Here is a 20,936-nt window from a genome sequence, read left to right as displayed (position 1 = left end):
AGAAGGGAGTTTTTTGTTAGTTCAAAACAGCGCGTCAGCGGTGGCCAGTTCTTGTTCTGATTCATCACGGCGATCAGCGCCACGTACTTTCAGTATTTCGGACAGCAGCAGATGAGACAGGCTGGCAACGGCCACCGAATTATCAGGCAGCGCTTCAGGCCCAGGCTGGCAGGGCAGGGACCAGCGGGTTTTGGGCCGCTCTTTGTAATCCTGGTCGGTGATCAGCACGATGTCCGCACAGCGTGTTTCCAGGCGTCCGATCAGCTCAGGCATGTGGCTGGGGCGTGGATGCAAATCAAAAACAATCACGACATCCTGGTGCTGAATGTCGGCCAGGTAGTCGGAGACGGTTTGCCCCGCTCCGGGGATAAGTCGTACGCCCGGTATGAGTTTGGACAAATGCCAGTAAAAATGCCCGGCCAGAAAGTAGTTTGCCTGCAAACCCACCAGCCAAACCTGCCGCGCACGGCTGATGGCCTGACTGGCTTCCTGCAGAACAGAATGGGACAGATGCCGATAGGTATTGCCCAGCTTGCTATAGCTTTCCTGCAAGTGTGAGTGCAAGGCGGCCTCGCCCGGAGATAGCGGCTGGTGGACCGAGGTGAAGGAGTCATCCGTTCTTTCCGTGCGAATCTGCTTGCGTGCCGCTTCGTAGTTGGCGTATTCCAGACGACGGATCAGACGTGTGACAGTGGCATTGGAAACTTGGGCCAGACTGGCGAGTTCCGAGGCGTTGTAGCTGGATAAATCACCCGAGAAATCCAGTGTGAATTGGGCCAGACGTCGCTCGGAGGCGGGGAGATCACTAAGAATGGCGCGTACACGATCAAGAAAAGAGATGTTGCTGGTGTCTGGCATGGTGCTGGGCATAGCCCTGTTTTTTTGATTCAGGAAAAGCGGGTTCTGCGGGGAACCAATTGTGGTTCCTGTGTACGGGCAGGGAATTTCAAGTCCACATCATACCTGAGTACAAGATGCGTTTAATTTCCCTGAAAACCGTTTAATTTTGACTCTGTTTGACGGCTTGTGATTGATTAATCAGCAGTATTTTTTCCGAAAATGAATTAGCCAATAGCTTTGAAATAATCCTGTGCGGCGATCAGGGCATCTGTAAAGGAACCGTGTACAAACTCCGTGCTGATCGCCACCATCAAGTTCGAGGGCAGGCCAAAGTCTTCGATCAGCGCACCATTGCGATCACGCCAGATCTGGCTGGCCGGGTCCAGCACAACTGGGCTGTAGTGCTCGCGTACGGTGTCCAGAACGGTATCGGCGGTAGAGCGGTAGGTAAAAACAGGCAGGCCCTGGGCTACGGCGTAACCGATTTCAAAAGCGGTGCCGGTATCAATCTCTGCGCCTCGAAAGGGCGTGATGTTGGCCAGAACCGCATCGGCTTGGTCCAGCAGACGAATATTATGGTGGTAGATAGCCGAGGCCTCGATCTCTTCCTGATCAACGGGATGCAAGGGCTTGAAGCCAAAGTCTCGTACCAATTGCTTGTGCAGCTTGGCACGCTCGGTGGCATCGCTGAAAAACACATCAGGACCCGCTAAATAGATACGCTTCATCTTGGCTCCTTGTTGATTCGGGGTGAAGGGAAATCGTGCCGGTTCAGGCTGGGCTGCTGGCCGCTGGGGCAAACCGGAATTTGTGAGGACATGACTGTTCTGAACCCGTAGCAGGCTATTCGTGGTGGCCATCTGAATGATGATATACGATCCCATCAGCCTGAACATGGCGCTGGGTGTAAGGACCTGGCACGGGTTTGCGGTTTGTCGTTTGGCCTGTTGCTCTAGCGTCACGGATGGTGAGGTGCAGTCTTGTGGTAGGCAAGACTGGCTTGCAGCACATAAGAAAAAGGGACCGATTCAGGTCCCTTGTTTTCCTTGGAGGTTGCGATCTTCAGTTGGCATTACCGCGTCGATACAGACTTAACGCAATACCCAGACCTGCCAGCATGCCAGCACAAGCCCGGTTCAACCAACGCATAGCCTTGCCGGAAAGCAGCCGCATGGCGTGATGGCCACCCACGGCGTAGACAGTCATTAAAGCCATATCAATCAGGGCTGTGACCAAGGCCAGTGTGATGTACTGAACGGCAACTGCTTCTTCCGGACGAATGAATTGCGGCAAAAATGCAGAGAAGAACAGCAGCGCTTTAGGGTTGGACAGGGCAACCAGCAAAGATCGCAGAAAAGCCGCGCGACCCGTCTGAACTTTTTCCGTGGGAGTGTCTGTCTGGATAGAGCTGACCGGAGCGTGCCAGAGACCATAGGCCAGATAGAGCAGATACGCCGCACCTATCCACTTCACCACTGTGAAAAGCTGCTCGGAGGCAAGCAGCAGCGCGCCCAGTCCACCGCCGACAGCAGCAATCAGAATCAGGTCCGAGAGCGCCGCACCCGCAATACCGCATGCTGCGATCCGTTTGCCGCCATGTGCACCATTGTTCAAGGCAAGCAGCATGGTGGGACCCGGCATGATAGTGACGGCCGATACTGCAACGATATACAGAGAAAGGCTGGCTAAATCCACGAAGATTCCTTGGTAAGAGTCTGATTGCAGAAGCATTGAGTGCCTGCGCACTCAAGCATGGCGGCGGGTACTTGGGCTGAGGCAATCAGGCGTTGCCTGATCGGCCTACAAAAAAGGCCAGCCTGAATGGCTGGCCCCTTGTGCGTCAAGATATCAAATCAGGCACGGCCTGGTTCGAGTGTTGCCGCAGCGGTAAACAGCACGTCGGTCGAGGAGTTCAAGGCCGTTTCTACCGAGTCTTGCACCACCCCAATCACGAAACCTACACCAACGACTTGCATGGCGACATCGTTGGAAATACCGAACATATTGCATGCTAGTGGAATCAGCAGCAAAGAGCCACCGGCCACGCCAGACGCACCGCAAGCCGCAATGGTAGCCACCAGGCTCAGCAGCAGGGCGGTAGGCAGGTCAGCCGGGATTTCCAGTGTGTGCACCGCAGCCAGCGTCAGGACGGTAATCGTGACGGCAGCACCGGCCATATTGATGGTGGCACCCAGTGGAATTGAAACCGAGTAGGTGTCTTTATGCAGGCCCAGGCGTTCGCACAAAGCCATGTTCACAGGGATGTTGGCGGCAGAACTGCGGGTGAAAAAGGCTGTGATGCCGCTTTCACGCAGGCAGGTGAATACCAGCGGGTAGGGGTTGCGACGAAGCTTGGCAAACACGATCAAGGGGTTGATGACCAGAGCCACCACCAACATGCAGCCTACCAGCACGAGCAGCAGCAAACCGTATTGGCGCAGCGCATCAAAGCCGGACTCGGCAATAGTGACGGCTACCAGACCAAAAATACCCAGCGGTGCAAAGCGAATGACCAGTCGCACCAAGGACGACACGGCATTGGCCATATCGGTCAGCAGGTCGCGAGAACCTTGCGAGCCGTGTTTCAGTGCCAGGCCCAGAGCAATAGCCCAGGCCAAAATGCCCATGTAGTTGGCGTTGAGCAAGGCATCAACCGGGTTCACCACAATGCTGGTCAGCAGATCCAGCAATACCTCAACGATATTGCCAGGAGGGTTCAAGGTGGCATCGGCCAGATCCAGCTTGAGCTTGACGGGGAAGGCGAAGCTGGCGATTACGGCAATCAGTGCAGCCAGGAAGGTGCCCAGCACGTACAAGAGCAAAATAGGACCCATGCGGGTGGAGGACTGGGCTTTTTGGTTGGCAATGGAAGACATCACCAGAACAAACACCAGAATCGGCGCAACCGACTTCAAGGCAGAGACAAATAATTGGCCCAGCAGGGCGATCGAGTGCGCGGCATCGGGAGCAAAGCGTCCCAGCAAAATACCGGCGACCAAACCGATCACAATTTGAGTAACAAGACTGCCGTGCAGGATAAAGCCTAATGGGCCTCTGGCTTGATTGGCGGGATGGGCCATGAAAAGCGACTCCAAACAAATGGGTAGGCGTGAAGTACGTGAAAAACGCTCTGGCGAGGACTCAGCCAGAGCGCGGAAGAGGGTTATTCTAGCACCAGGCGCTATACATTTTGTAGCCGATGTGGTATGGTTGCTAATCCACATGGGGTCGACATGGCTTCGACGTGGGTCAAGAAGCAGATCAGGGCGTGTCGAGCACCAGTACGCTCGTAAATCCACTGGAAAACTACAAACGCCAACGACGAGCGTTTCGCTCTAGCCGCTTAAGGCTGGGCCACTGCACTAATTTGTCTTTGGGTTAGGTAGGGCAACCTACAGCAGTGTTATTTACAAAGAATCGAATCGGCCTGCGCCACGAAGTCCGGTTCTAAAACTTAGTGGATCGCCAAGGAAAGGCCTGTCAATTGGCACAGTCCAAGGTTAAAACTTAAAATTAATTGACTACACATGTAGAACTGTCTGTGGACGGCTTGCGGACGGGGGTTCAATTCCCCCCGACTCCACCAAGATATCCCAAGAAACCCAACAGCTTAACGGCTGTTGGGTTTTTTGTTTTTTGCTTGCCCAACAAGGCTTCAGCGTCATAATGATCCTTTCGTTTTATGGACAAAAGGAGATCGACATGTCTCGTTGGGTGTTCTATTCCGCGCCAGGGACCTGCGCGCTTGCCACTCATATTGCACTGCATGAAGCAGGGGCTGACTTTGATGTGGTCAAGCTGGATTTTGGTGCGAGTCAACAGCAAAGTCCGGAGTTTCTGCGCGTCAATCCCAAGGGGCGTGTGCCGGCACTGGTGACAGAGCAGGGGGCTTTGACGGAAACTCCGGCTTTGCTGGCTTTTGTGGCGCAGAGCTTTCCGGATGCCAAGCTGGCGCCTGTGAATGATCCTTTTGGATTCGCCCGTATGCAGGAGCTGCATAGCTATCTGGCGTCCACGGTGCATGTGGCCCATGCACATAAGCGCCGTGGTTCTCGTTGGGCAGATGATCCAGCGGCGGAAGAAGCCATGCGCGCCAAGGTGCCGCAGAACATGACGGTCTGTGCGGCTTATCTGGAGTCCTTGATTGTGGGTCCCTGGGTGTTGGGCGATCAGTTCAGCGTAGCTGATGCTTATCTGTATACAGTAGGTGGTTGGCTGGAGGGGGATGCAGTCGATATGAGCCAATTTCCCAAACTAAGTGCTTATCTGGAGCGGGTAGGGGCGCGTGAAGCCGTGCGCAAAGCGGTAGCCGAGGCCGCTGCCTGAACGGCATTCTTTATATGCGTTGCGCTGTGTTCGGCATGGCGTAACGCCTTTCTTCCTATTCCCGAATCAAAATCGTAACAAACATAGTTTCATGAGTTGACCTGTTTTTCTCTAATACGTAACATGAAAAGATACGTTAAAGAGAAGGTGAATTTATGGACTTCGACATCATCATCGTCGGTGGCAGTTTTGCAGGTCAGGCTGCGGCGATTCAATTGGGTCGGGCGCGGCGGCGCGTACTTTTATTGGACGCGGGACAGCCCCGGAATCGCTTTGCCCAGGCCTCTCATGGTTTTCTGGGGCAAGACGGGCAGGCTCCGGCGGCCATCATGGCGACGACAAAACTTCAGCTTGCGAAGTACGAGACGGTCAAGCAGCGAGCCGGGTGTGCTATGGAGGTTCATGCCATTGAGGGTGGGTTTCAGCTATTGACCGAGGACGCCCAGACAGTCCGTGCGAGTCGCCTGATTCTGGCCACTGGCGTCAAGGACAGCTTGCCTGATATTCCCGGTATGCAGGAGCGTTGGGGCAGCAGCGTGCTGCATTGTCCTTATTGCCATGGCTTTGAGTTGAACCAGCAGCCTTTGGGTGTGTTGGCCAGCAGCGAGCTGGCTATGCATCAAGCCATGTTGGTGCCAGATTGGGGGCCGACCACGTTGTTTACTCAAGCTGTATTTACACCGAGTGCAGAGCAGGAAGTCCAACTGATAGCGCGTGGCGTGCAGATCGAAAAGACACCGATTGCAGAGCTGTTGGGAAGCAAGCCTGGGCTGGAGGCAGTGCGTTTGCAGGATGGCAGAATCGTGGCTATTTCCGGCCTGTTTGTAGCGCCCAAAACAGAGCTGGCCAGTGACCTGGCCATACAGCTGGGTTGCAAGCTGACAGCCGGCCCTACGGGGTCTTTTATTGCTGTGGACCCCATGCAGCACACGTCCGTGCCGGGTGTGTTTGCGGCGGGTGATGCTGCCAGTCCCATGGCTAATGCCACCCTCGCAGCCGCTGCGGGGGTAATGGCGGCGGGTGGGGCACATCATTCCTTGATTTATGGCTTGGCGGAGCAGGCTGGAGCCAGCTCGGAAAAGGCTGCATGAGGCCAGAGCAATGTCCAGCGCCAAACTCCACGCAGACCGAGTAATGGCATAGGGTGCACCCATGCCATTGCTTACCACCCGCTCAGGATTTCAATGAAAACCCCCACTTCCGTCCAGCCCTTTAGCGATCCTGCCTTGGTCGCCCGGTATGCCGATACAACACCACAGCGCATTCCTGGCTTCCATGATCTTCATCGCATGGCCTTGATCCTGCTTTCCGAACGGGTAACGAGCAATGCCAGGATTCTGGTCCTGGCAGCAGGTGGTGGGCTGGAGTTGAAGTCCTTTGTGCAAGCCCGCCCCGATTGGTCTTTCGTGGGAGTCGATCCTTCGCAAGCCATGCTGGATCTGGCGGCCCAGGTGCTAGGGCCTTTGGGGTCGCAAGTGGATTTGATACCAGGCTATGTGGACGATGCACCGCTGGAGCTGTTTGATGGTGCTACTTGTCTGCTGACTCTGCATTTCTTGTCAAAAGCAGAGCGCTTGTCGCTGTTGAAGTCCTTGCGCGCACGCTTGAAGCCGGGGGCGGCGCTTATCGTGGCTCATCATTGTCGGTCAGAGGAGGGGGCAACTGAGGACTGGCTAGCCCGATCCATCGCCTTTGCTACAGGGGCGGAAACTACGGCGGAAGCGATAAGTTCTGCATCAAATATGGCCCGGCATTTGACGCTGTTAAGCCCGCAGGAGGAAGAGGGTTTGTTGCGGGAGGCCGGGTTCTCGTCACCAGCCTTGTTCTATGCTGGGCTCTCGTTCCGGGGTTGGGTAGCCTATGCGGATGATCAGGCCTAATTGCTCAACCTTTGCTCTTGTATTGATTCTGCCCTGAACCAAGCAGAGCCTGCGGATTATTGCTCCGCCATTTTCCTGTCCAGCTCTGCCATTTCTGCCTTATAGAGCTGCTCAAACTCGGCCAATAGTTCTGCCAGGGGGATGGCTTCCAGCCTTTGCATGACCAGGGTTTCCGCTTCCTTGAGCACATCGCCCAAGGCGGCGTTAACTACTTTGGCGACACCGCAGCTTGGGTTCTCGTTCTCGTGGCCGATAAAGAAGATACGCGGTCCCCCAACCGCTTTGTGTATGTCCAGCAGCGTGACTTCTTGCAGATCACAGCTTAGTGTCCAGCCGCCCCCGTGGCCTTTTTCGGAGCGCACGTAACCCGCCTTGCGTAAGCCCGCCATGGTGCGTCGGACGACCACGGGATTGGTGCTGAGCATGGTGGCGATTTGCTCGGAGGTAAATGGCTGATCGTGCCTGGCCATGTGCAGCAAAACATGCAGCATGCGGGAGAGCCGACTATCACTTCTCATATTCTTGACCTTGTAATGCACCGGGGAAGGGGGGGAGGGTGTCCCGGTGCACGATGTCACATTATAAGTAGCACGAATCGGATAGTCAGATCGGGGTGGTTTGTACTTTGCAGTTGGCCGTCACCTTGCTTATTTCTTGGCCTCTTGTGCCCGTTTGTCTACTGCCACCGCCTGCATCGCACTGCCAATGAAATGATCTCCCTGGCTGATTAATGCTGCTGATGCGGCCTCCACATCCCGAGCCTCCTTATTCTGGCTCAGCTTGGTTTTGCCGATCAGCCGAGTGATCTCAATTTCAATTCCGACAATGGCTTTCAGCATGGCGTCGATATAGTCCTTGGGACCATCCGTCATCTTCCAGGGCACGGGCTGGCTGGCTTCGTGGATGCGGGTCAAACGCGCCACGGCACCACGAACATACCGTTCATCATCGCGTATTGTTACCCGCCCATAAGCATGGGCCACGATGTAGTTCCAGGATGGAACTTGCTTGTGTGTTTCCAGTTTGCTTGGGAACCACTGTGGGGAGATGTAGGCGTCTCCTGCACGGAATATCACCATCACTTCGTCACCGTCTTCCAGGTCTTGCCAGACGGGATTGTTTCTGGCGACGTGGCAGTGCAGTACTCCTTGTGCACCTTCCTGGGGATGCAGCATGAAGGGCAGGTGATTCGCGCTTAATCCGCTTTTGCCATGGGCGATCAGAATGCCCAGGGGATGCTGGGCGATCAGCTCGTGCAGTGGTTCAGGCCGGGATTCATTGAAGTGAGCGGGGATATACATCGTTGTCTTTCTTGGCTTGGGGTTCAGGGACGATGTGTCTATTATTGGTCTATTCTGGATCATTGATCTGTACCAGTTTGGCGCTATTTTTATGGACCACAATTCATGTCTCGTACTGCTCATAATCCAAAGATTCCTTCTCTTGGCGAACTGGACCGAAGTGCAGGGGGCCTGGGCCGTCAGTTGGCGCAGAAGTTGCGCGAAGCAGTAAAAAACGGTGCGCTCAAGCCGGGTGAATCCTTGCCCTCCACACGAGCCTTGGCAGCGTCCCTGGGTGTCGCCCGCGGCACGGTCGTAGAGGCTTTCGAGCAACTGATTGCCGAAGGTTTTCTGGAGTCCTCGCCGGGCGTAGGCACTTACATCGCTCACTCGCTGGCCAATCCCGAAACAAGGCCGAAGAAGCGCAGGACGGCATCGCTGCCTGCCCAGCCTGCACCACTTGCCGCCCAGCCATTCAATAGGGTTGCGGCTCAATTTCAGCCTTTGCCCTCTGCCCCGTTTGCCGTGTCGATCCCCTTGGGTGCCGCCGCGCCAGGCCCCATCTGGCGACGCTTGGGGAATCGCTTGCGGGCCCATGGTCAGGGCGCGCCGGGTGGTTATGGGGACCCTCAAGGCGCCTTGCCATTACGAGAGGCTATTGCAGAGTACGTGCGCCGGTCACGCTCGGTGCGCTGCGAGGCGGAGCAGGTCATTGTGACGACGGGTACACAGCAGGGCTTGTTTCTGGCTTGTTTGGTGTTGATGGGCAGGCAGGATTTTGCCTGGGTAGAGAACCCCACCTATCCCGGTATTACCGCGATCTTGAATACGATAGGTTCGCCGGAACGTATGGTTCGTGTACCTGTGGATGAAGAGGGGCTGGATGTGGCTGCGGGCATACGTTTGCAAGCAGATGCGCGGCTTGCCTTTGTCACTCCCTCGCATCAATATCCTTTGGGCATGCCCATGAGCATGGCGCGGCGCAATGCCTTGTTGGCCTGGGCACGCGATAGGTCCGCCTGGATTGTCGAAGATGATTACGACAGCGAGTTCCGCTACAGTGGTCATCCCTTTCCTTCCTTGCAGGGCCTGGACCCGGAGCGAGTGGTCTATCTGGGAACCTTCAGCAAGGTGTTGTTTCCCTCGCTGCGTCTGGGTTATGCGATTGTGCCGCCGCAGTTGGTCCAGGCTTTTTGCGGAGCGCGCGTTCTGCTGGATCGGCACCCGCCCAGTGCAGACCAGCATGTCTTGGCCAGCTTTATTTCAGAGGGGCATCTGGAGCGCCATATTCGGCGTATGCGCGGGATCTACACCCAATGTCGTAGCCATCTTTTTGAGATTGTGCGCGAGGTTTTGTCCAGTGACTTGGCCAGCTTGCAGCCAAGCGATCAAGGCATGCATTCCGTCTTGTGGCTGGCCTCGCCGGTTGATGATGTGGCGGTGGCGCAGCGGGCCATGAAGGAGGGCGTGGCAGTGCGTCCCGTCTCACCCATGTATCACGCTGGGCAGGGGCCTTCGGGACTGATTCTGGGTCTGAGCGCATTCAGTCCCGAGCAGATGAAGGAAGCGGCGCAGAAGCTGGCGCGCATTATTTCTGAGCTTGCCCGACCTTCCAGAACCAAACGAAAGTCCTGAGTGCTGTTCTCGACAAATCTGTGGCAAGAGCCGGCATGAATCAGACTTCTACCATCTTCCTGAAGTGGAAAACTTCACCCATTGTTTTCCCGTACGGACCTCAAAGAGCTGTTCAAGAAGGCGCTGGCAGCAATGAGGTGCGGGTCGCTTCTTGAAGGGCCCTACCCATATTGCGCAAGGTGTCGGAGCGGATAGCCGCATGTTGCCAATACAAAGGCACATCCAGCCAAAGGCCGGGGGCGACTAAAGCCAGCTCTCCGGCGGCCAAGGCATCGCTGACCATGGAGTCGGGTGCCAGACACCACCCCAGGCCCAAAGCCGCTGCTTTCACAAAGCCGGTGGAGGTGGGCAGGTAGTGGATGGGAGGGGCTACGGATTCATTCGTGATTTGGCGTATAAAGCGCCACTGTAATTCGTCCTTGCGGTTAAAGACGATCATGGGGGCTTGAGCCAGGGATGCTGCGTCTATTCCCAATCCAAAATGGCGGGCCACAAACTCGGGAGAAGCAATGGCCTGATAGCGCATGATGCCCAAGGCCTGCACCTCGCAGCCTTGAAGGGGGGCAGGTTCGGCAGTGACCGCGCCCAGCACGGAGCCATTGCGTATCAATTCCAGTGTGTGGTCCTGGTCATCCACGCGCACATCAAACAGGTAGCCATATTCCTGACTTAGCCGGGACAAGGCTTCCAGAAACCAGGTGTCCAGCGAGTCACTATTGACCGCAATGGCGATAGGCCGTCGTGGGCCATTTTGCTCTGGCAGGAAGTCTGCGACGGCCTCAGCTTCCAGAACCTGCATGGGCCGTACACGACGCAGCAGCAACTCTCCCGCCGGTGTTGGACGACAAGGCGGCTGGCGCAGGACCAGCACTTGCCCCAGTCTGTCCTCCAGCGCTTTGATACGCTGCGAGATGGCTGAGGTGGTGATGTACAGCTTGCGCCCGGCTGCTTCAAAACTGCCTTCTTCCAGGACGGCCGTAAATGCTCGTAGTTGTGGGTGCAGCAGATCCATAATTGGCTTGTTTGATTAATTATTCTTAATTAAGTGAAGAATAATTAGCTTTTCTTAAACCGTAAATGACAGCACCATAACGCAGTTTTTCAATTCTGTGGATGGCTGGCATGTTCTTCTCTGTTGTTGCAACTGGCTTTCTGACGGGGGCGGGCCTGATCATGGCTATCGGCACTCAAAATGCCTTTGTGTTGCGACAGGGCTTGGAGCGTAGTCATGTGGGGCTGGTGGTGGCAATCTGCGCGCTGGCCGACATTGTCCTGATTCTGGGGGGCGTGGCTGGCATTGGTACGTTGGTACAGGAATGGCCTGGTTTGCTGCAAGTTCTGCGCTTTGGTGGCGCGGCTTTTCTGGCCTGGTATGGGCTGCTGGCCGCGCAGCGGGCCTGGACGGGTAAAGGAAGCCTGATGGCCGGGCAGGGGAGCGAGCGTAATCGTCGTCGTATCTTGTTGACCTGTCTGGCGTTCACCTTTTTGAACCCCCACGTCTATCTGGATACGATGGTGCTGTTGGGCAGTCTGTCCACGCCTTATCCCGGTAACTTGCAGTGGGCATTTGCTGTGGGGGCCTGTGCGGCCAGTGCCAGCTGGTTTCTGGCCTTGGGCTATGGGGCGCGGTTGCTGCAACCTGTGTTTCGTCAGCCGTTGGCCTGGCGTGTACTGGATGGCAGCATTGCTGTTTTCATGCTGGCTTTGTGTGCTTTATTGCTGTTGAGGCCTTTGCATTAAGCCTTGGACTCCTTAGAGATTTTCTGTGGATGCGATTGCTGCCTGGATAACGGCCCGCTGCACAGGCTACAGAAAGTCAGTTTTTTTGAATCAAAAGATAACTGTCTGAACTTTAGAGCGGCTTTCTGAAATTAAATAGGCTTTAGGGAAGAGCTTGTACCTAATGAAGTCTTGGTTTTTACACCTTCAATCAGGAGAAAACTATGAATGTCGTGAAGATGCTTGCCTCTGCTGCTCTGATCAGTAGTCTGGCTGCGCCGGCGTTGGCGCAGGATGTGAAGCGCCATCCTATTCCCAATTCGGATTTCCCGATTCTGACGGCAGTGGAAGTGCCAGCCGGTAAAACCACGGTGTACTTGAGTGGTACCGTTCCCGCTGTGCGCGACAAGTCGGCTGATGCAGCCAGCACGGCAGCCTACGGCAATATGCAGCAGCAAACCGAGTCCATCATGGAGCAGATCAAGGCTCAGTTGGAAGGGATGGGCATGTCGGTAGGGGACATTATCAAGATGCAGGCCTTCCTGGTCGCTCCGGAGGGCGGCAAGTTGGATTTTGACGGCTTCATGGCAGGCTATTCCAAGTACTTTGGAACCAAGGAGCAGCCAAATCTGCCTGTGCGATCAGCCATGGCGGTCCAGGCTCTGGTGAACCCAGGCTGGTTGGTCGAGCTGGAGGTGACGGCTGTACGGCCTTGATCGCCGCCAGATTTTTCTTGAAAAGGATGTGTTGTGATCTCTATTCGTCCGGTTCAGGCGCAGGAATGGCGCCTGTATCAAGCATTGCGTCTTGGCGCCTTGCGTGATTCTCCCGATGCATTTGGGAGTACCTATGCCGTGGAGTCCACACATCCAGAGCATTTCTGGCAGGAGCGGATTCAAGCTGCTTGTGCGTCCGAGACGGACCGCGTCTTGTTCGCTGAAAAAGAGGGGCAGGCTTGCGGCCTGGTCTGGTGCAAGTTGTCTGCCTCAGAGCCCGTTCTGGCCGATATTTATCAGATGTGGGTGGCGCCGTCGGCGCGAGGTTTGCGAGCGGGTTTTGCTCTGCTGGATACCGCAGTGCAATGGGCAAAAAGCAGGCAAGCAGCCTGTGTTCGCTTAGGCGTGACCCTGACGAATGAAGCAGCCGTCCGGCTATATGAGAGTTATGGCTTTGTGCCCAGCGGAGAGCCCGAGCCTTTGCGTGAGGGTTCGTCCTTGATGTCGCAGACCTTGGTGCTGGATTTAGCAGACTGAAGCCCAGCTGATACAGACAGCCCCTTGTTGAATCTGACAACAAGGGGCTGTTTTTATGCCTTGCCGGATCTGTTGAGCAGACAAGGCATAAGGTCTGGATTACTCCAGGTTCAAGGCTTGGCGCAGCTTGTGGATTTCCGCTTGCCAGACCTCTTGCAAGCCAGGCTTTTGATGCTTGAGCTTGCGTGCCAGATCAGCCTCCAGTTTGCTTTCCAGCTCAATCAGTTGTTCCAGCAATGTGTCGTCGCTGGAGGGGGCTGATTGAGCCCTTGTTGTGCTCCCGGTGCCCGGACTGAGGATGGGTGAGGATTCCTCTGGCTGATCTGTCTGGACCAGAGCGGCATACAACTGCGTCAAGTCCTGCATTTCCGTCAAGGAACCCTCGTCCACCAGCCAGAAGCGATTGCAGCTTTTCTCCAGCAGCTCCCGGTCATGGGTGACCAGGATAAAACCGCCTTTGAATTTGCACAGTTCCTCTGCCAGTTCTTCCTTGCCTTCCAGATCCAGGTGGTTGGTTGGCTCGTCCAGAAAGAGCAGATGATAGTTGGCCAGCGACAGGGCAATAAACATCAGCCGAGCCCGCTCGCCACCACTCAAGCTATCCACCTTCTGTGCATGCCGCAGATAAGGAAAACCGGCGCTGATCAGCGCCATTTTCTTGACATCGTCCGGCAAGGGCGAAAAGTCCTGCAAGGCATGCAGCAAGGTCTTGGAACCATCCAGTTGCTGTTGGTCCTGGTCGTAATAACCAATGCGGCATTGCGGGTGAAACTTCAGCCCGTCCATGTCCGCCTCGTCCTGCCTGTATCGCCATAGCTGACGCAATAAAGAGGATTTACCGCAACCATTGCGACCGACCAATCCGATGCGATCCCCGCTGCGCACTTGCAGCCCATGGGCTTGAAAGAGAGCAGGCAGGTTCTGTGCCGGGCTGACGACCATATCTGCAATATCCAGTAGGCGATCTGCCTTCATGTCCAGGCCATGCAGCTGCAAGGTCCAGGGTGTGCCATCCGTCAGATCGGTCTGGTTTTCACGCAGTTTGGACAGGCGCTTTTCCATGCTTTGGGCTTTGCGGGAAAAGGTCTCGTTGTCGTAGACCTGTCCCCAGATAGCCAAGCGTTTTGCGCTTTGTTCGATGCGATCAATTTCCTTTTGCTCGCCTTGATAACGACGCAAATCCGCCTCATCTCGATTGCGCAACGCTTCACGCGCAGCCGAGCAGGGTAGAGAGAAAAAAGACAGCGTACGATCGCGCAAAATAATGGTGCTGTTGCACACGCGATCCAGCAAGCGCTGGTCGTGAGAGACCAGCACAAATGTGCCGCGCCAACTGCTTAGAAAGCCTTCCAGCCAAAGCAGGGAAGGCAAGTCCAGATGGTTGCTGGGTTCGTCCAGCAAGAGCAGATCAGGCTGGGTAATCAAGGCCCGTGCCAGCAGCAGGCGAGTGTATTGCCCACCACTTAAGGCACTGACCTGGGTATGCCAGTCCTGTTCCTGAAAGCCCATCTCGCCAAGCAAGCTTTCTGCGCGCCAGGCATCCGTATCGTGCTGCTCTGCGGGCAGGGCAGCCAGTACGGCGTTCAGCAAACTCAAGGCGTGCAGATCCGCTGGCAGGTATTGCTCAACACGCGCCAGAATGCAGTGGTTTGCTAGTGAAATACTGCCTTGCCTGGGCGTCAGTTCGCCGCAAAGCAGGCTGATTAAGGTGCTTTTGCCACAACCGTTGTGGCCTATAAGTCCAACTCGATCTCCGGCCTTGATAGTGAAGGCAATTTCTTTGAATAAAGGACCGGAAAGGGTTTCGTAAGAGAGTGAGTGGACTGACAGTAAAGTACTCATGACATGCTCAAGTTTTTTGGGTGCGCGGGTGCAGCGCATCCTCGTCAATAGAAGCTGACGATAATTCTTGAGGCCTGAGTGAAGTCCTTCAGTAAGTTAATGCTTCGCTCAAGTCTAGATTATCGCGCTGCGAAATCGAAAACTTGAGCCGTTCTCTATACCAAAGAAGAGTGCATAAATGAATGTGCACATAGGTGTAGGATCTCCTCTTAATCAATGGGTTAGCCATGCTTGAAGCGGGTGCAAAAGACTTGTTGAATCAACAAGCTTGTGGCCTCAGGGCAGGGTAAGGACTGGTTGTGCCTGGGAAAGAAATACGGGTATGAAACACCGTTCGTCCCGACAAAACCGCAAGAGTGTGATTGTAATCAGGAAGCAGAACGATAGAAAACTCAGGCGTTGGTTTTTGGAGGGGTGTGTAGCATTCAAGATGCATTGTCCCTGTAGTAGCAGGGGTGTGCCTGACGGGTGTGTCACTGGCTACTGTGCCTTCATCTGGCCGCAAGGAACTGGTTTTTAGACTGTTTTTCGGTGTTCAGGCACCTGCTTGCAAGCTTCTGGATGGGTTGTTCCGCAGTAAAAAAAGCAGAATTATTACCATTTTAAAAATAGAGTATGGCCATAATCTATCCTTGCTTTCCCAGGAAAGCTGTGCAAGGATAGCTGCCATCCATAATCTATTTACGCCGGCAGCGACGCGCACTCACACACTTTCTGGAGAGTATTCGGATGAGCCTTACAGCACCTGTCTATCTTGAGGATCTGGCCCTGGGAATGGAGTTTCGCAGCGCAGAACATGCTCTGGATGAAGCGCAAATTATCAGCTTTGCCCGCCAGTTTGATCCACAACCTTTCCATCTGGATGCAGAGGCGGCTAAGGGCACGTTCTTTCAGGGGCTGGCCGCCAGTGGATGGCATACCGCCGCCATTACCATGAAGCTTTTGGTGGATAGCCTGGTATTCAGTCAGGGGATTATTGGTGCAGGCGGGCAAATCGATTGGCCACGGCCTACGCGCCCTGGCGATGTCTTGCATGTGCTCAGTAAAATCATCGACATTCAGCCCTCCCGCTCCAAAGCGGACAGAGGCATGGTGGTGGTGGAGTCTCACACCCTGAATCAGAACAATGAGGTGTGCCAGCGCCTGATTGCCAAGCTGATTGCCTTTCGTCGTCCGGAGGTTTGAATGGGGCGTGTCTCGCGTGAGCAGGCCGAACGCAACCGCGAGCGTGTGCTGGAGACGGCTTGCCGACTGTTTCGCAAACATGGAGTGGAAGGGGTCTCGATCGGGGACATCATGAAAGAGGCGGGCTTGACGGCAGGCGCTTTCTACAAGCAGTTTGTCTCCAAGGAGGCTTTGATTGACGAGGCCTCCCGATTTGCTTTTACCCAGTCTTCCGAATCCTGGGAGCGTATCAACCAGCGCTATGAACAGGACGCCGTGCAGGGGTTTCAAGCCTTGATGCGGCGATATTTCAAGCACCGTCCTCAAACCCAAAGCTGCCCGATCCTGGCCTTTTCTTCCCTGGCCAGCGGCCTGCCTGCGGATGCGCAGACCACGGCAATTTACAGTGAAGGCGTAGAGAGCTTGTTTGAGCAGTTTCGTGGCGTTGCCCTGCAAGCGTGTGCCGAGCAGACCGAAGAGCAAGTCATGCTCTTGTTTGCCGCCATGTTGGGGACAGGGATGATCAGTCGGGCCATGGGCGATACCGCGTTTACGCAAAGTATGCAGGCTGCGGTATTAGCTGCATTGCCTGGCAGTGAGTCCGATTAGCACGATCAGCCTATCGATAAAGGCGACAAGAGCTTGCGTATCAGGCTTGTTCGGGCAGTTGCGCCACTACCTTGATTTCAAACTGAAAACCCGACAGCCAAGGCACCCCTACGCCTGTCAGTGCCGGGTAAGGCGCATCCCCCCAGTAGTCCGGCAGAACCTTCCACAGGGTTTCCAGATTGGCTTCCGGGTTCACCAAAAACAGCGTCACATCCAGCACATGAGCAAAGCTGCAACCTGCTGCGGCCAGCACGGTATTGAGGTTCTCAAAGGCCAGGCGTATTTGCTGTTCCAGGTCCGGCTCGGGTGAGCCGTCTTCGCGGCTGCCGACCTGGCCAGAAATAAACAAAAAGCCATTGGAACGAATCGCCGGTGAGTAGTGACCACGCTCATACAAGGCTTGGCGTTCGGTGGGGAAGACGGCTTGGCGTAAGGTAGTCATCATGCTTTCCAGTGCCTGCTGGGCAGGTGAAGTTCATTGAGCTATGCACTGTAGGTCTTGTGCGTGGACAGATAAACGCTGGATGGCAGACAACACTATTTCTATAATCCAAACAATCACTGCAACCGATTGGGGACAATAAGTGGACCGTTTCGAAGCGATGCGTACCTTTGCCAAGGTGGTGGAAACGGGCAGCTTTACCAAGGCGGCCCAAGCTTTGCATCTGAGCCGAACCCGGGCCACGCATCTGGTGCAGCAATTGGAGGCACGCTTGCAGGTGAGCTTGCTGCATCGCACGACGCGCAAGGTCAGTGTGACCAGCGCTGGGGCACTTTATTTTGAGCGTGTGGTGCAATTGCTGGCCGATCTGGAAGACAGTGAGCGGGATCTGACCCAAGCCTTGGCTTCGCTCAGTGGCCGCTTGCGGGTAGATGTGCCCAGCCCTTTAGCCAGCCGTGTGCTGGTGCCTGCCTTGCCGTCGTTCTACGCACGCTACCCGGATATTCAGCTGGATATGGGCGTAGGCGACAAGACGGTAGATCTGCTCGATGAAAGCATGGACTGTGTGGTTCGAGGTGGTCAGATTCAGGACCAGTCCTTGATCGCCAAGCGGGTGGGGGCGCTGCATCTGTCCATCTATGCAGCACCCTCGTATCTGGAGCGGTTTGGTACCGTTGTGCATCCTGAAGAGCTGGACGGGTCTGCACATCGAATGGTGGGGTACCTGTGGGAGCATCAGAACAAACCGTTTCCTTATGCCTTGCGTCGCGATAAAGAACGGGTTTCTTTGCCAGGCCGTTATGGCTTGGCCGTGAATGATGGCAACGCCTATCTGGCAGCGGGTGAAGCGGGTTTGGGGCTAGTTTGCCTGCCGGCGTATTTGGCCAAGGAAGCGGTGCAAGCAGGGCGCCTGATCGCGTTATTCCCGGATTGGACGATGGACCCTATGCCCTTGTATGTGGCTTTTCATCGCAGCAAACATACGAATGTTCGGCTGCGTGTTTTTATTGATTGGGTTGCGGAGCAATTGACTCAAGTATCTTGAGTGCCAGAAAAAAAGCCAAGGAGAATGAATCCTTGGCTTTTTTCATTGAGTCCGATTTTTATTCAGCTTCGGCGCTGTCTACGACTGGAATGGTCGCCTGGGCAAACTCAGGCCGTTCTGTACCGTGCTTGATACGGTAGTCTTTCAGGAACTTGGCGATGCGGTTGATGGCCTCGCGCAGGTCCGGCTCGTGGGGCAGGAACACCATGCGGAAGTGATCCGGATGAGGCCAGTTAAAGCCCGTGCCTTGCACCAGCATCACGCGGGTGGCTTCCAGCAGTTGCAGGAAGAATTGGCGGTCGTCCTTGATGGGATAAACCTCGGGATCCAGACGCGGGAACATGTACAGGGCAGCGTGGGGCATGACGCAGCTAACCCCTGGAATGGCGGTGATCAACTCGTAAGCCAGATCGCGCTGACGGCGCAGGCGTCCACCTTCGCATACCAGGTCGTTAATGCTTTGATAGCCGCCCAAGGCGGTCTGAATGGCCCATTGGCCGGGCACGTTCGCGCACAGCTTCATATTGGCCAGCATGCTCAGGCCTTCGATGTAGTCGGCACCGGCTTTCTTGTCGCCCGAAATCACCAGCCAGCCTGCGCGGTAACCACATGCGCGGTAGCTCTTGGACAGGGAGTTGAAGGTCAGGGTCAGTACGTCGTTGGACAGGCTGGCCATGGCGGTGTGCTTCATGTCGTCGAACAGGACCTTGTCGTAGACCTCGTCGGCCAGCAGCACCAGATTGAATTCGCGAGCAATATCGACCAGAGCTTGCAGCACCGAGTCGGGGTAGAGCACGCCGGTGGGGTTGTTTGGGTTGATGACAACCAGGCCCTTGGTGCGTGGGGTGATCTTGGAGCGGATATCGTCCAGGTCCGGAATCCAGCCTTTGGATTCGTCACACAAGTAGTGCACGGGTGTACCGCCGGACAGGCTGGTTACAGCCGTCCACAGCGGATAGTCGGGCATGGGCAGGAGCAGTTCGTCACCGTCGTCCAGCAGGGCGTTGGTGGCCATGGCAATCAGCTCAGAGGCGCCATTGCCCAGGTAAATATCTTCCAGCGTCACGCCCTTGATCCCTTGTTCCTGGGTGTAGTGCATGACGGCTTTGCGCGCGGCAAAAATACCTTTGCTATCCGAGTAGCCCGAAGAGTTGGGCAGGTTGCGGATCATGTCGAGCTGGATTTCTTCCGGGGCGTCAAAACCGAATACCGCCAAGTTGCCGATATTGAGCTTGATCAGTTGCTGGCCCTCGTCTTCCATTTGTTTGGCCCGGTCCATGATGGGGCCGCGAATATCGTACAAAACATTCGCCAATTTGCTCGATTTCTTGATGCTATTCATGATGCTGGTAATCGGATTCCATGTGTGCTGCTAATGAACGGTGGCAGGGCTGATGCCTGACCAGCCTTATACCTTACCGCATGCGTGGGCCTGTCTTGTAAGCATCAAGCTTAAAATGTGGCATTGTCGAATTTTGGCGACACTCTTTTGTCGATAGGCTCCTTACTACCTGGACATATTCCGCTTTATGGATTGGATTGGCATGATGTGAAATCAGCCCTCCTTTATTTTTCTTGTTTTTGAAGCGCTCTGATATTAAGATTTGACATCAAATCATTTGATGTCGAACTATGAAACTGGAAGCGAAATATAGGGCCTTGCTCTCGCACGCAGAGCAGCAAAAGGGCGTCAACGTTCAGGGCATGTCCCTGTGTTTTCAGCTCCTATCCTTGTCTGCCCGTATTGATCGGGACTGCGCCGCCTTGTTGGCGCCCCATGGCTTGAGTGAAGCCCGTTTTGTACTTTTGTTCCTGCTGGAGGAAGCACCCGACGGCATGCCTTCCCACATCCTGGCTGAACGGGCAGGCGTGACGCGGGCGACTGTCACAACTCTGGTGGATGGGCTGCTGAAAGCGGGCTTGGTGCAGCGCTTTGCGGCCCAGACCGATCGGCGTTCTGTCATGGTGAAACTCAGCCCTCAGGGGGCGGAGTTGGCCAGGACGCTGGTAGGAACTCACGCCCAGTGGATAGGCGAATTGTTCCGGCATTTGTCCGAGGCGGAGTGCACCCAGCTTAGCGCCTTGTTGAACAAAGCCGCTGGCGGAGAAGACGCGTCATGAGTATCGAGAACCGCAAGGGTTATGCCAAGGTTGCGGATATACCGGCTGATATTTTGCTGGCTCTGTCCAAGGGGGAAATCCAGGGTCTTACTCTGACCGAGTCCTTGGCCATCGATCAGCGCGTGCTGGTGGCGACCGTATTTCCGGAATTGGATGAGCAGGGCGCAGAGCACATCGACACCCTGGCCCAATTGGGCATTCTCAAGCGCATGAAAGCCATTGGGGAATATTTGCTGGACAGGTATGGCGAGATGGCCTGGATGCGCTGTTTGGATCACCCGGCTGATGTGGTGCGGGGCTGGGCCTGCTTTATGGTGGGAGCCCGTGCATCCTTAAGTGTGCCTCAGCGCCTGGAGGCACTGCGCCCTTTGGCTGATGATGCGCATTTTGGTGTGCGTGAATGGTCCTGGATGGCGGTACGTCCTCATTTGGTGGCCGAGCTGGATGCGTCGATTCAGAGCTTGCAGCAGTGGGCGCGCTCAGACTCGGAATATCTGCGTCGTTTTGCGTGTGAGGCTTTGCGCCCTCGGGGAGTGTGGTGCGCACATATTGCCATCCTGAAAAAAGAACCGGAACGCATGTTGCCGATTCTTGAGCTCTTGTATCGGGATGGCAGTGTGTATGTGCAGGACTCGGTAGCCAATTTCTTGAATGATGCGGCCAAGGATCAGCCGCAGTGGGTGCGTGATCTATGTGCTCAATGGCAGATGCAAGCGCCGGATAATGCTGCTGTGCAGCGCCTGTGTCGACGGGCGCTGCGCAGCGTGTCTTGATGCTCCG

At 55.4% G+C, this 20,936-nt stretch carries 22 protein-coding genes and 1 other RNA gene; 13 read left to right on the top strand and 10 right to left on the bottom strand.

The window, feature by feature from the left end:
• Positions 1-21: 21 nt before the first annotated feature.
• The 4 genes from NIZ92_RS12820 to sstT all read right to left on the bottom strand — a co-directional run bounded on the left by NIZ92_RS12820 (position 22) and on the right by sstT (position 3,920).
• Positions 22-870 (bottom strand): MurR/RpiR family transcriptional regulator, encoded by an 849-nt coding sequence (locus NIZ92_RS12820; RefSeq protein ID WP_254002072.1) that lies wholly within the window; start codon positions 868-870, stop codon positions 22-24.
• Between the two features lie 194 nt (positions 871-1,064).
• The gene (locus NIZ92_RS12815; RefSeq protein ID WP_009456284.1) at positions 1,065-1,568 is read right to left on the bottom strand and encodes a nucleoside 2-deoxyribosyltransferase; all 504 of its coding nucleotides are present in this window, start codon (positions 1,566-1,568) and stop codon (positions 1,065-1,067) included.
• A 334-nt stretch (positions 1,569-1,902) separates the two neighbouring features.
• On the bottom strand, positions 1,903-2,535 hold the full coding sequence (locus NIZ92_RS12810; protein WP_254002071.1) for a LysE family translocator: 633 nt from the start codon (positions 2,533-2,535) through the stop codon (positions 1,903-1,905).
• Between the two features lie 158 nt (positions 2,536-2,693).
• Positions 2,694-3,920 (bottom strand): serine/threonine transporter SstT, encoded by a 1,227-nt coding sequence (sstT, locus tag NIZ92_RS12805; RefSeq protein ID WP_060186886.1) that lies wholly within the window; start codon positions 3,918-3,920, stop codon positions 2,694-2,696.
• Between the two features lie 144 nt (positions 3,921-4,064).
• On the opposite strand from sstT, the gene ssrA reads away from it, so the two are divergent.
• The 4 genes from ssrA to NIZ92_RS12785 all read left to right on the top strand — a co-directional run bounded on the left by ssrA (position 4,065) and on the right by NIZ92_RS12785 (position 7,046).
• Positions 4,065-4,426, top strand: a transfer-messenger RNA (tmRNA) gene (gene ssrA, locus NIZ92_RS12800).
• A 116-nt stretch (positions 4,427-4,542) separates the two neighbouring features.
• On the top strand, positions 4,543-5,166 hold the full coding sequence (locus NIZ92_RS12795) for a glutathione S-transferase family protein (RefSeq protein WP_254002070.1): 624 nt from the start codon (positions 4,543-4,545) through the stop codon (positions 5,164-5,166).
• Positions 5,167-5,321: 155 nt separating this feature from the next.
• Positions 5,322-6,257, top strand: a complete 936-nt coding sequence (locus NIZ92_RS12790) for an NAD(P)/FAD-dependent oxidoreductase (protein WP_254002069.1) — start codon at positions 5,322-5,324, stop codon at positions 6,255-6,257.
• Positions 6,258-6,350: 93 nt separating this feature from the next.
• On the top strand, positions 6,351-7,046 hold the full coding sequence (locus NIZ92_RS12785) for a class I SAM-dependent methyltransferase (RefSeq protein WP_254002068.1): 696 nt from the start codon (positions 6,351-6,353) through the stop codon (positions 7,044-7,046).
• 56 nt (positions 7,047-7,102) lie between these two features.
• On the opposite strand, the gene NIZ92_RS12780 is transcribed toward NIZ92_RS12785, so the two are convergent.
• Together NIZ92_RS12780 and NIZ92_RS12775 are read right to left on the bottom strand one after the other, a co-directional pair.
• Positions 7,103-7,564 (bottom strand): Rrf2 family transcriptional regulator, encoded by a 462-nt coding sequence (locus NIZ92_RS12780; protein ID WP_197314042.1) that lies wholly within the window; start codon positions 7,562-7,564, stop codon positions 7,103-7,105.
• A gap of 129 nt (positions 7,565-7,693) precedes the next feature.
• Complete coding sequence (locus NIZ92_RS12775) at positions 7,694-8,347, bottom strand: FMN-binding negative transcriptional regulator (protein WP_254002067.1); 654 nt, start codon at positions 8,345-8,347, stop codon at positions 7,694-7,696.
• A 105-nt stretch (positions 8,348-8,452) separates the two neighbouring features.
• Between NIZ92_RS12775 and NIZ92_RS12770 the strand changes: the two genes are divergently transcribed.
• Complete coding sequence (locus NIZ92_RS12770) at positions 8,453-9,961, top strand: PLP-dependent aminotransferase family protein (RefSeq protein ID WP_254002066.1); 1,509 nt, start codon at positions 8,453-8,455, stop codon at positions 9,959-9,961.
• Positions 9,962-10,073: 112 nt separating this feature from the next.
• Here the strand turns inward: NIZ92_RS12770 and NIZ92_RS12765 are convergent, their stop codons facing one another.
• The gene (locus tag NIZ92_RS12765) at positions 10,074-10,973 is read right to left on the bottom strand and encodes a LysR family transcriptional regulator ArgP (RefSeq protein WP_254002065.1); all 900 of its coding nucleotides are present in this window, start codon (positions 10,971-10,973) and stop codon (positions 10,074-10,076) included.
• 110 nt (positions 10,974-11,083) lie between these two features.
• Between NIZ92_RS12765 and NIZ92_RS12760 the strand changes: the two genes are divergently transcribed.
• From NIZ92_RS12760 to NIZ92_RS12750, 3 genes are all read left to right on the top strand, one after another.
• Positions 11,084-11,701, top strand: a complete 618-nt coding sequence (locus NIZ92_RS12760; protein ID WP_254002064.1) for a LysE/ArgO family amino acid transporter — start codon at positions 11,084-11,086, stop codon at positions 11,699-11,701.
• A gap of 203 nt (positions 11,702-11,904) precedes the next feature.
• The gene (locus tag NIZ92_RS12755) at positions 11,905-12,396 is read left to right on the top strand and encodes a RidA family protein (protein WP_009456291.1); all 492 of its coding nucleotides are present in this window, start codon (positions 11,905-11,907) and stop codon (positions 12,394-12,396) included.
• 33 nt (positions 12,397-12,429) lie between these two features.
• Positions 12,430-12,933: an N-acetyltransferase gene (locus NIZ92_RS12750; protein WP_254002063.1), complete on the top strand. Its 504-nt coding sequence runs from the start codon at positions 12,430-12,432 to the stop codon at positions 12,931-12,933.
• Positions 12,934-13,032: 99 nt separating this feature from the next.
• Here NIZ92_RS12750 and NIZ92_RS12745 read toward each other — a convergent pair whose 3' ends face one another.
• Entirely contained in the window at positions 13,033-14,775 is a 1,743-nt protein-coding gene (locus tag NIZ92_RS12745) for an ABC-F family ATP-binding cassette domain-containing protein (RefSeq protein ID WP_254002062.1), read from the bottom strand.
• A 729-nt stretch (positions 14,776-15,504) separates the two neighbouring features.
• Between NIZ92_RS12745 and NIZ92_RS12740 the strand changes: the two genes are divergently transcribed.
• Positions 15,505-15,960 (top strand): MaoC family dehydratase, encoded by a 456-nt coding sequence (locus NIZ92_RS12740; RefSeq protein WP_083053330.1) that lies wholly within the window; start codon positions 15,505-15,507, stop codon positions 15,958-15,960.
• Positions 15,961-16,548, top strand: coding sequence for a TetR/AcrR family transcriptional regulator (locus tag NIZ92_RS12735; protein ID WP_022983256.1), 588 nt, complete (start codon positions 15,961-15,963; stop codon positions 16,546-16,548).
• A gap of 40 nt (positions 16,549-16,588) precedes the next feature.
• Here the strand turns inward: NIZ92_RS12735 and NIZ92_RS12730 are convergent, their stop codons facing one another.
• Positions 16,589-16,990, bottom strand: coding sequence for a RidA family protein (locus tag NIZ92_RS12730; protein WP_022983255.1), 402 nt, complete (start codon positions 16,988-16,990; stop codon positions 16,589-16,591).
• Positions 16,991-17,132: 142 nt separating this feature from the next.
• Here NIZ92_RS12730 and NIZ92_RS12725 point away from each other — a divergent pair, with 142 nt between their 5' ends.
• Entirely contained in the window at positions 17,133-18,035 is a 903-nt protein-coding gene (locus NIZ92_RS12725; RefSeq protein ID WP_254002061.1) for a LysR family transcriptional regulator, read from the top strand.
• A 58-nt stretch (positions 18,036-18,093) separates the two neighbouring features.
• Here the strand turns inward: NIZ92_RS12725 and NIZ92_RS12720 are convergent, their stop codons facing one another.
• The gene (locus NIZ92_RS12720) at positions 18,094-19,377 is read right to left on the bottom strand and encodes a pyridoxal phosphate-dependent aminotransferase (RefSeq protein WP_009456304.1); all 1,284 of its coding nucleotides are present in this window, start codon (positions 19,375-19,377) and stop codon (positions 18,094-18,096) included.
• 290 nt (positions 19,378-19,667) lie between these two features.
• Here NIZ92_RS12720 and NIZ92_RS12715 point away from each other — a divergent pair, with 290 nt between their 5' ends.
• Both NIZ92_RS12715 and NIZ92_RS12710 read left to right on the top strand, forming a co-directional pair.
• A complete protein-coding gene (locus NIZ92_RS12715; RefSeq protein ID WP_022983289.1) occupies positions 19,668-20,156 on the top strand; it encodes a MarR family winged helix-turn-helix transcriptional regulator in 489 nt (162 codons plus the stop codon).
• Positions 20,153-20,929: a DNA alkylation repair protein gene (locus tag NIZ92_RS12710; RefSeq protein WP_254002060.1), complete on the top strand. Its 777-nt coding sequence runs from the start codon at positions 20,153-20,155 to the stop codon at positions 20,927-20,929. Before NIZ92_RS12715 ends, NIZ92_RS12710 begins: the two co-directional genes overlap by 4 nt.
• Positions 20,930-20,936: the final 7 nt, after the last annotated feature.

This window comes from Alcaligenes sp. 1735tsa3 (assembly GCF_024134565.1).
GTDB classification, from domain to species: domain Bacteria; phylum Pseudomonadota; class Gammaproteobacteria; order Burkholderiales; family Burkholderiaceae_B; genus Alcaligenes; species Alcaligenes phenolicus.
The sequence above is the reverse complement of the archived record's forward strand: the minus strand, read 5'-3'. Positions and strand labels throughout refer to the sequence as shown.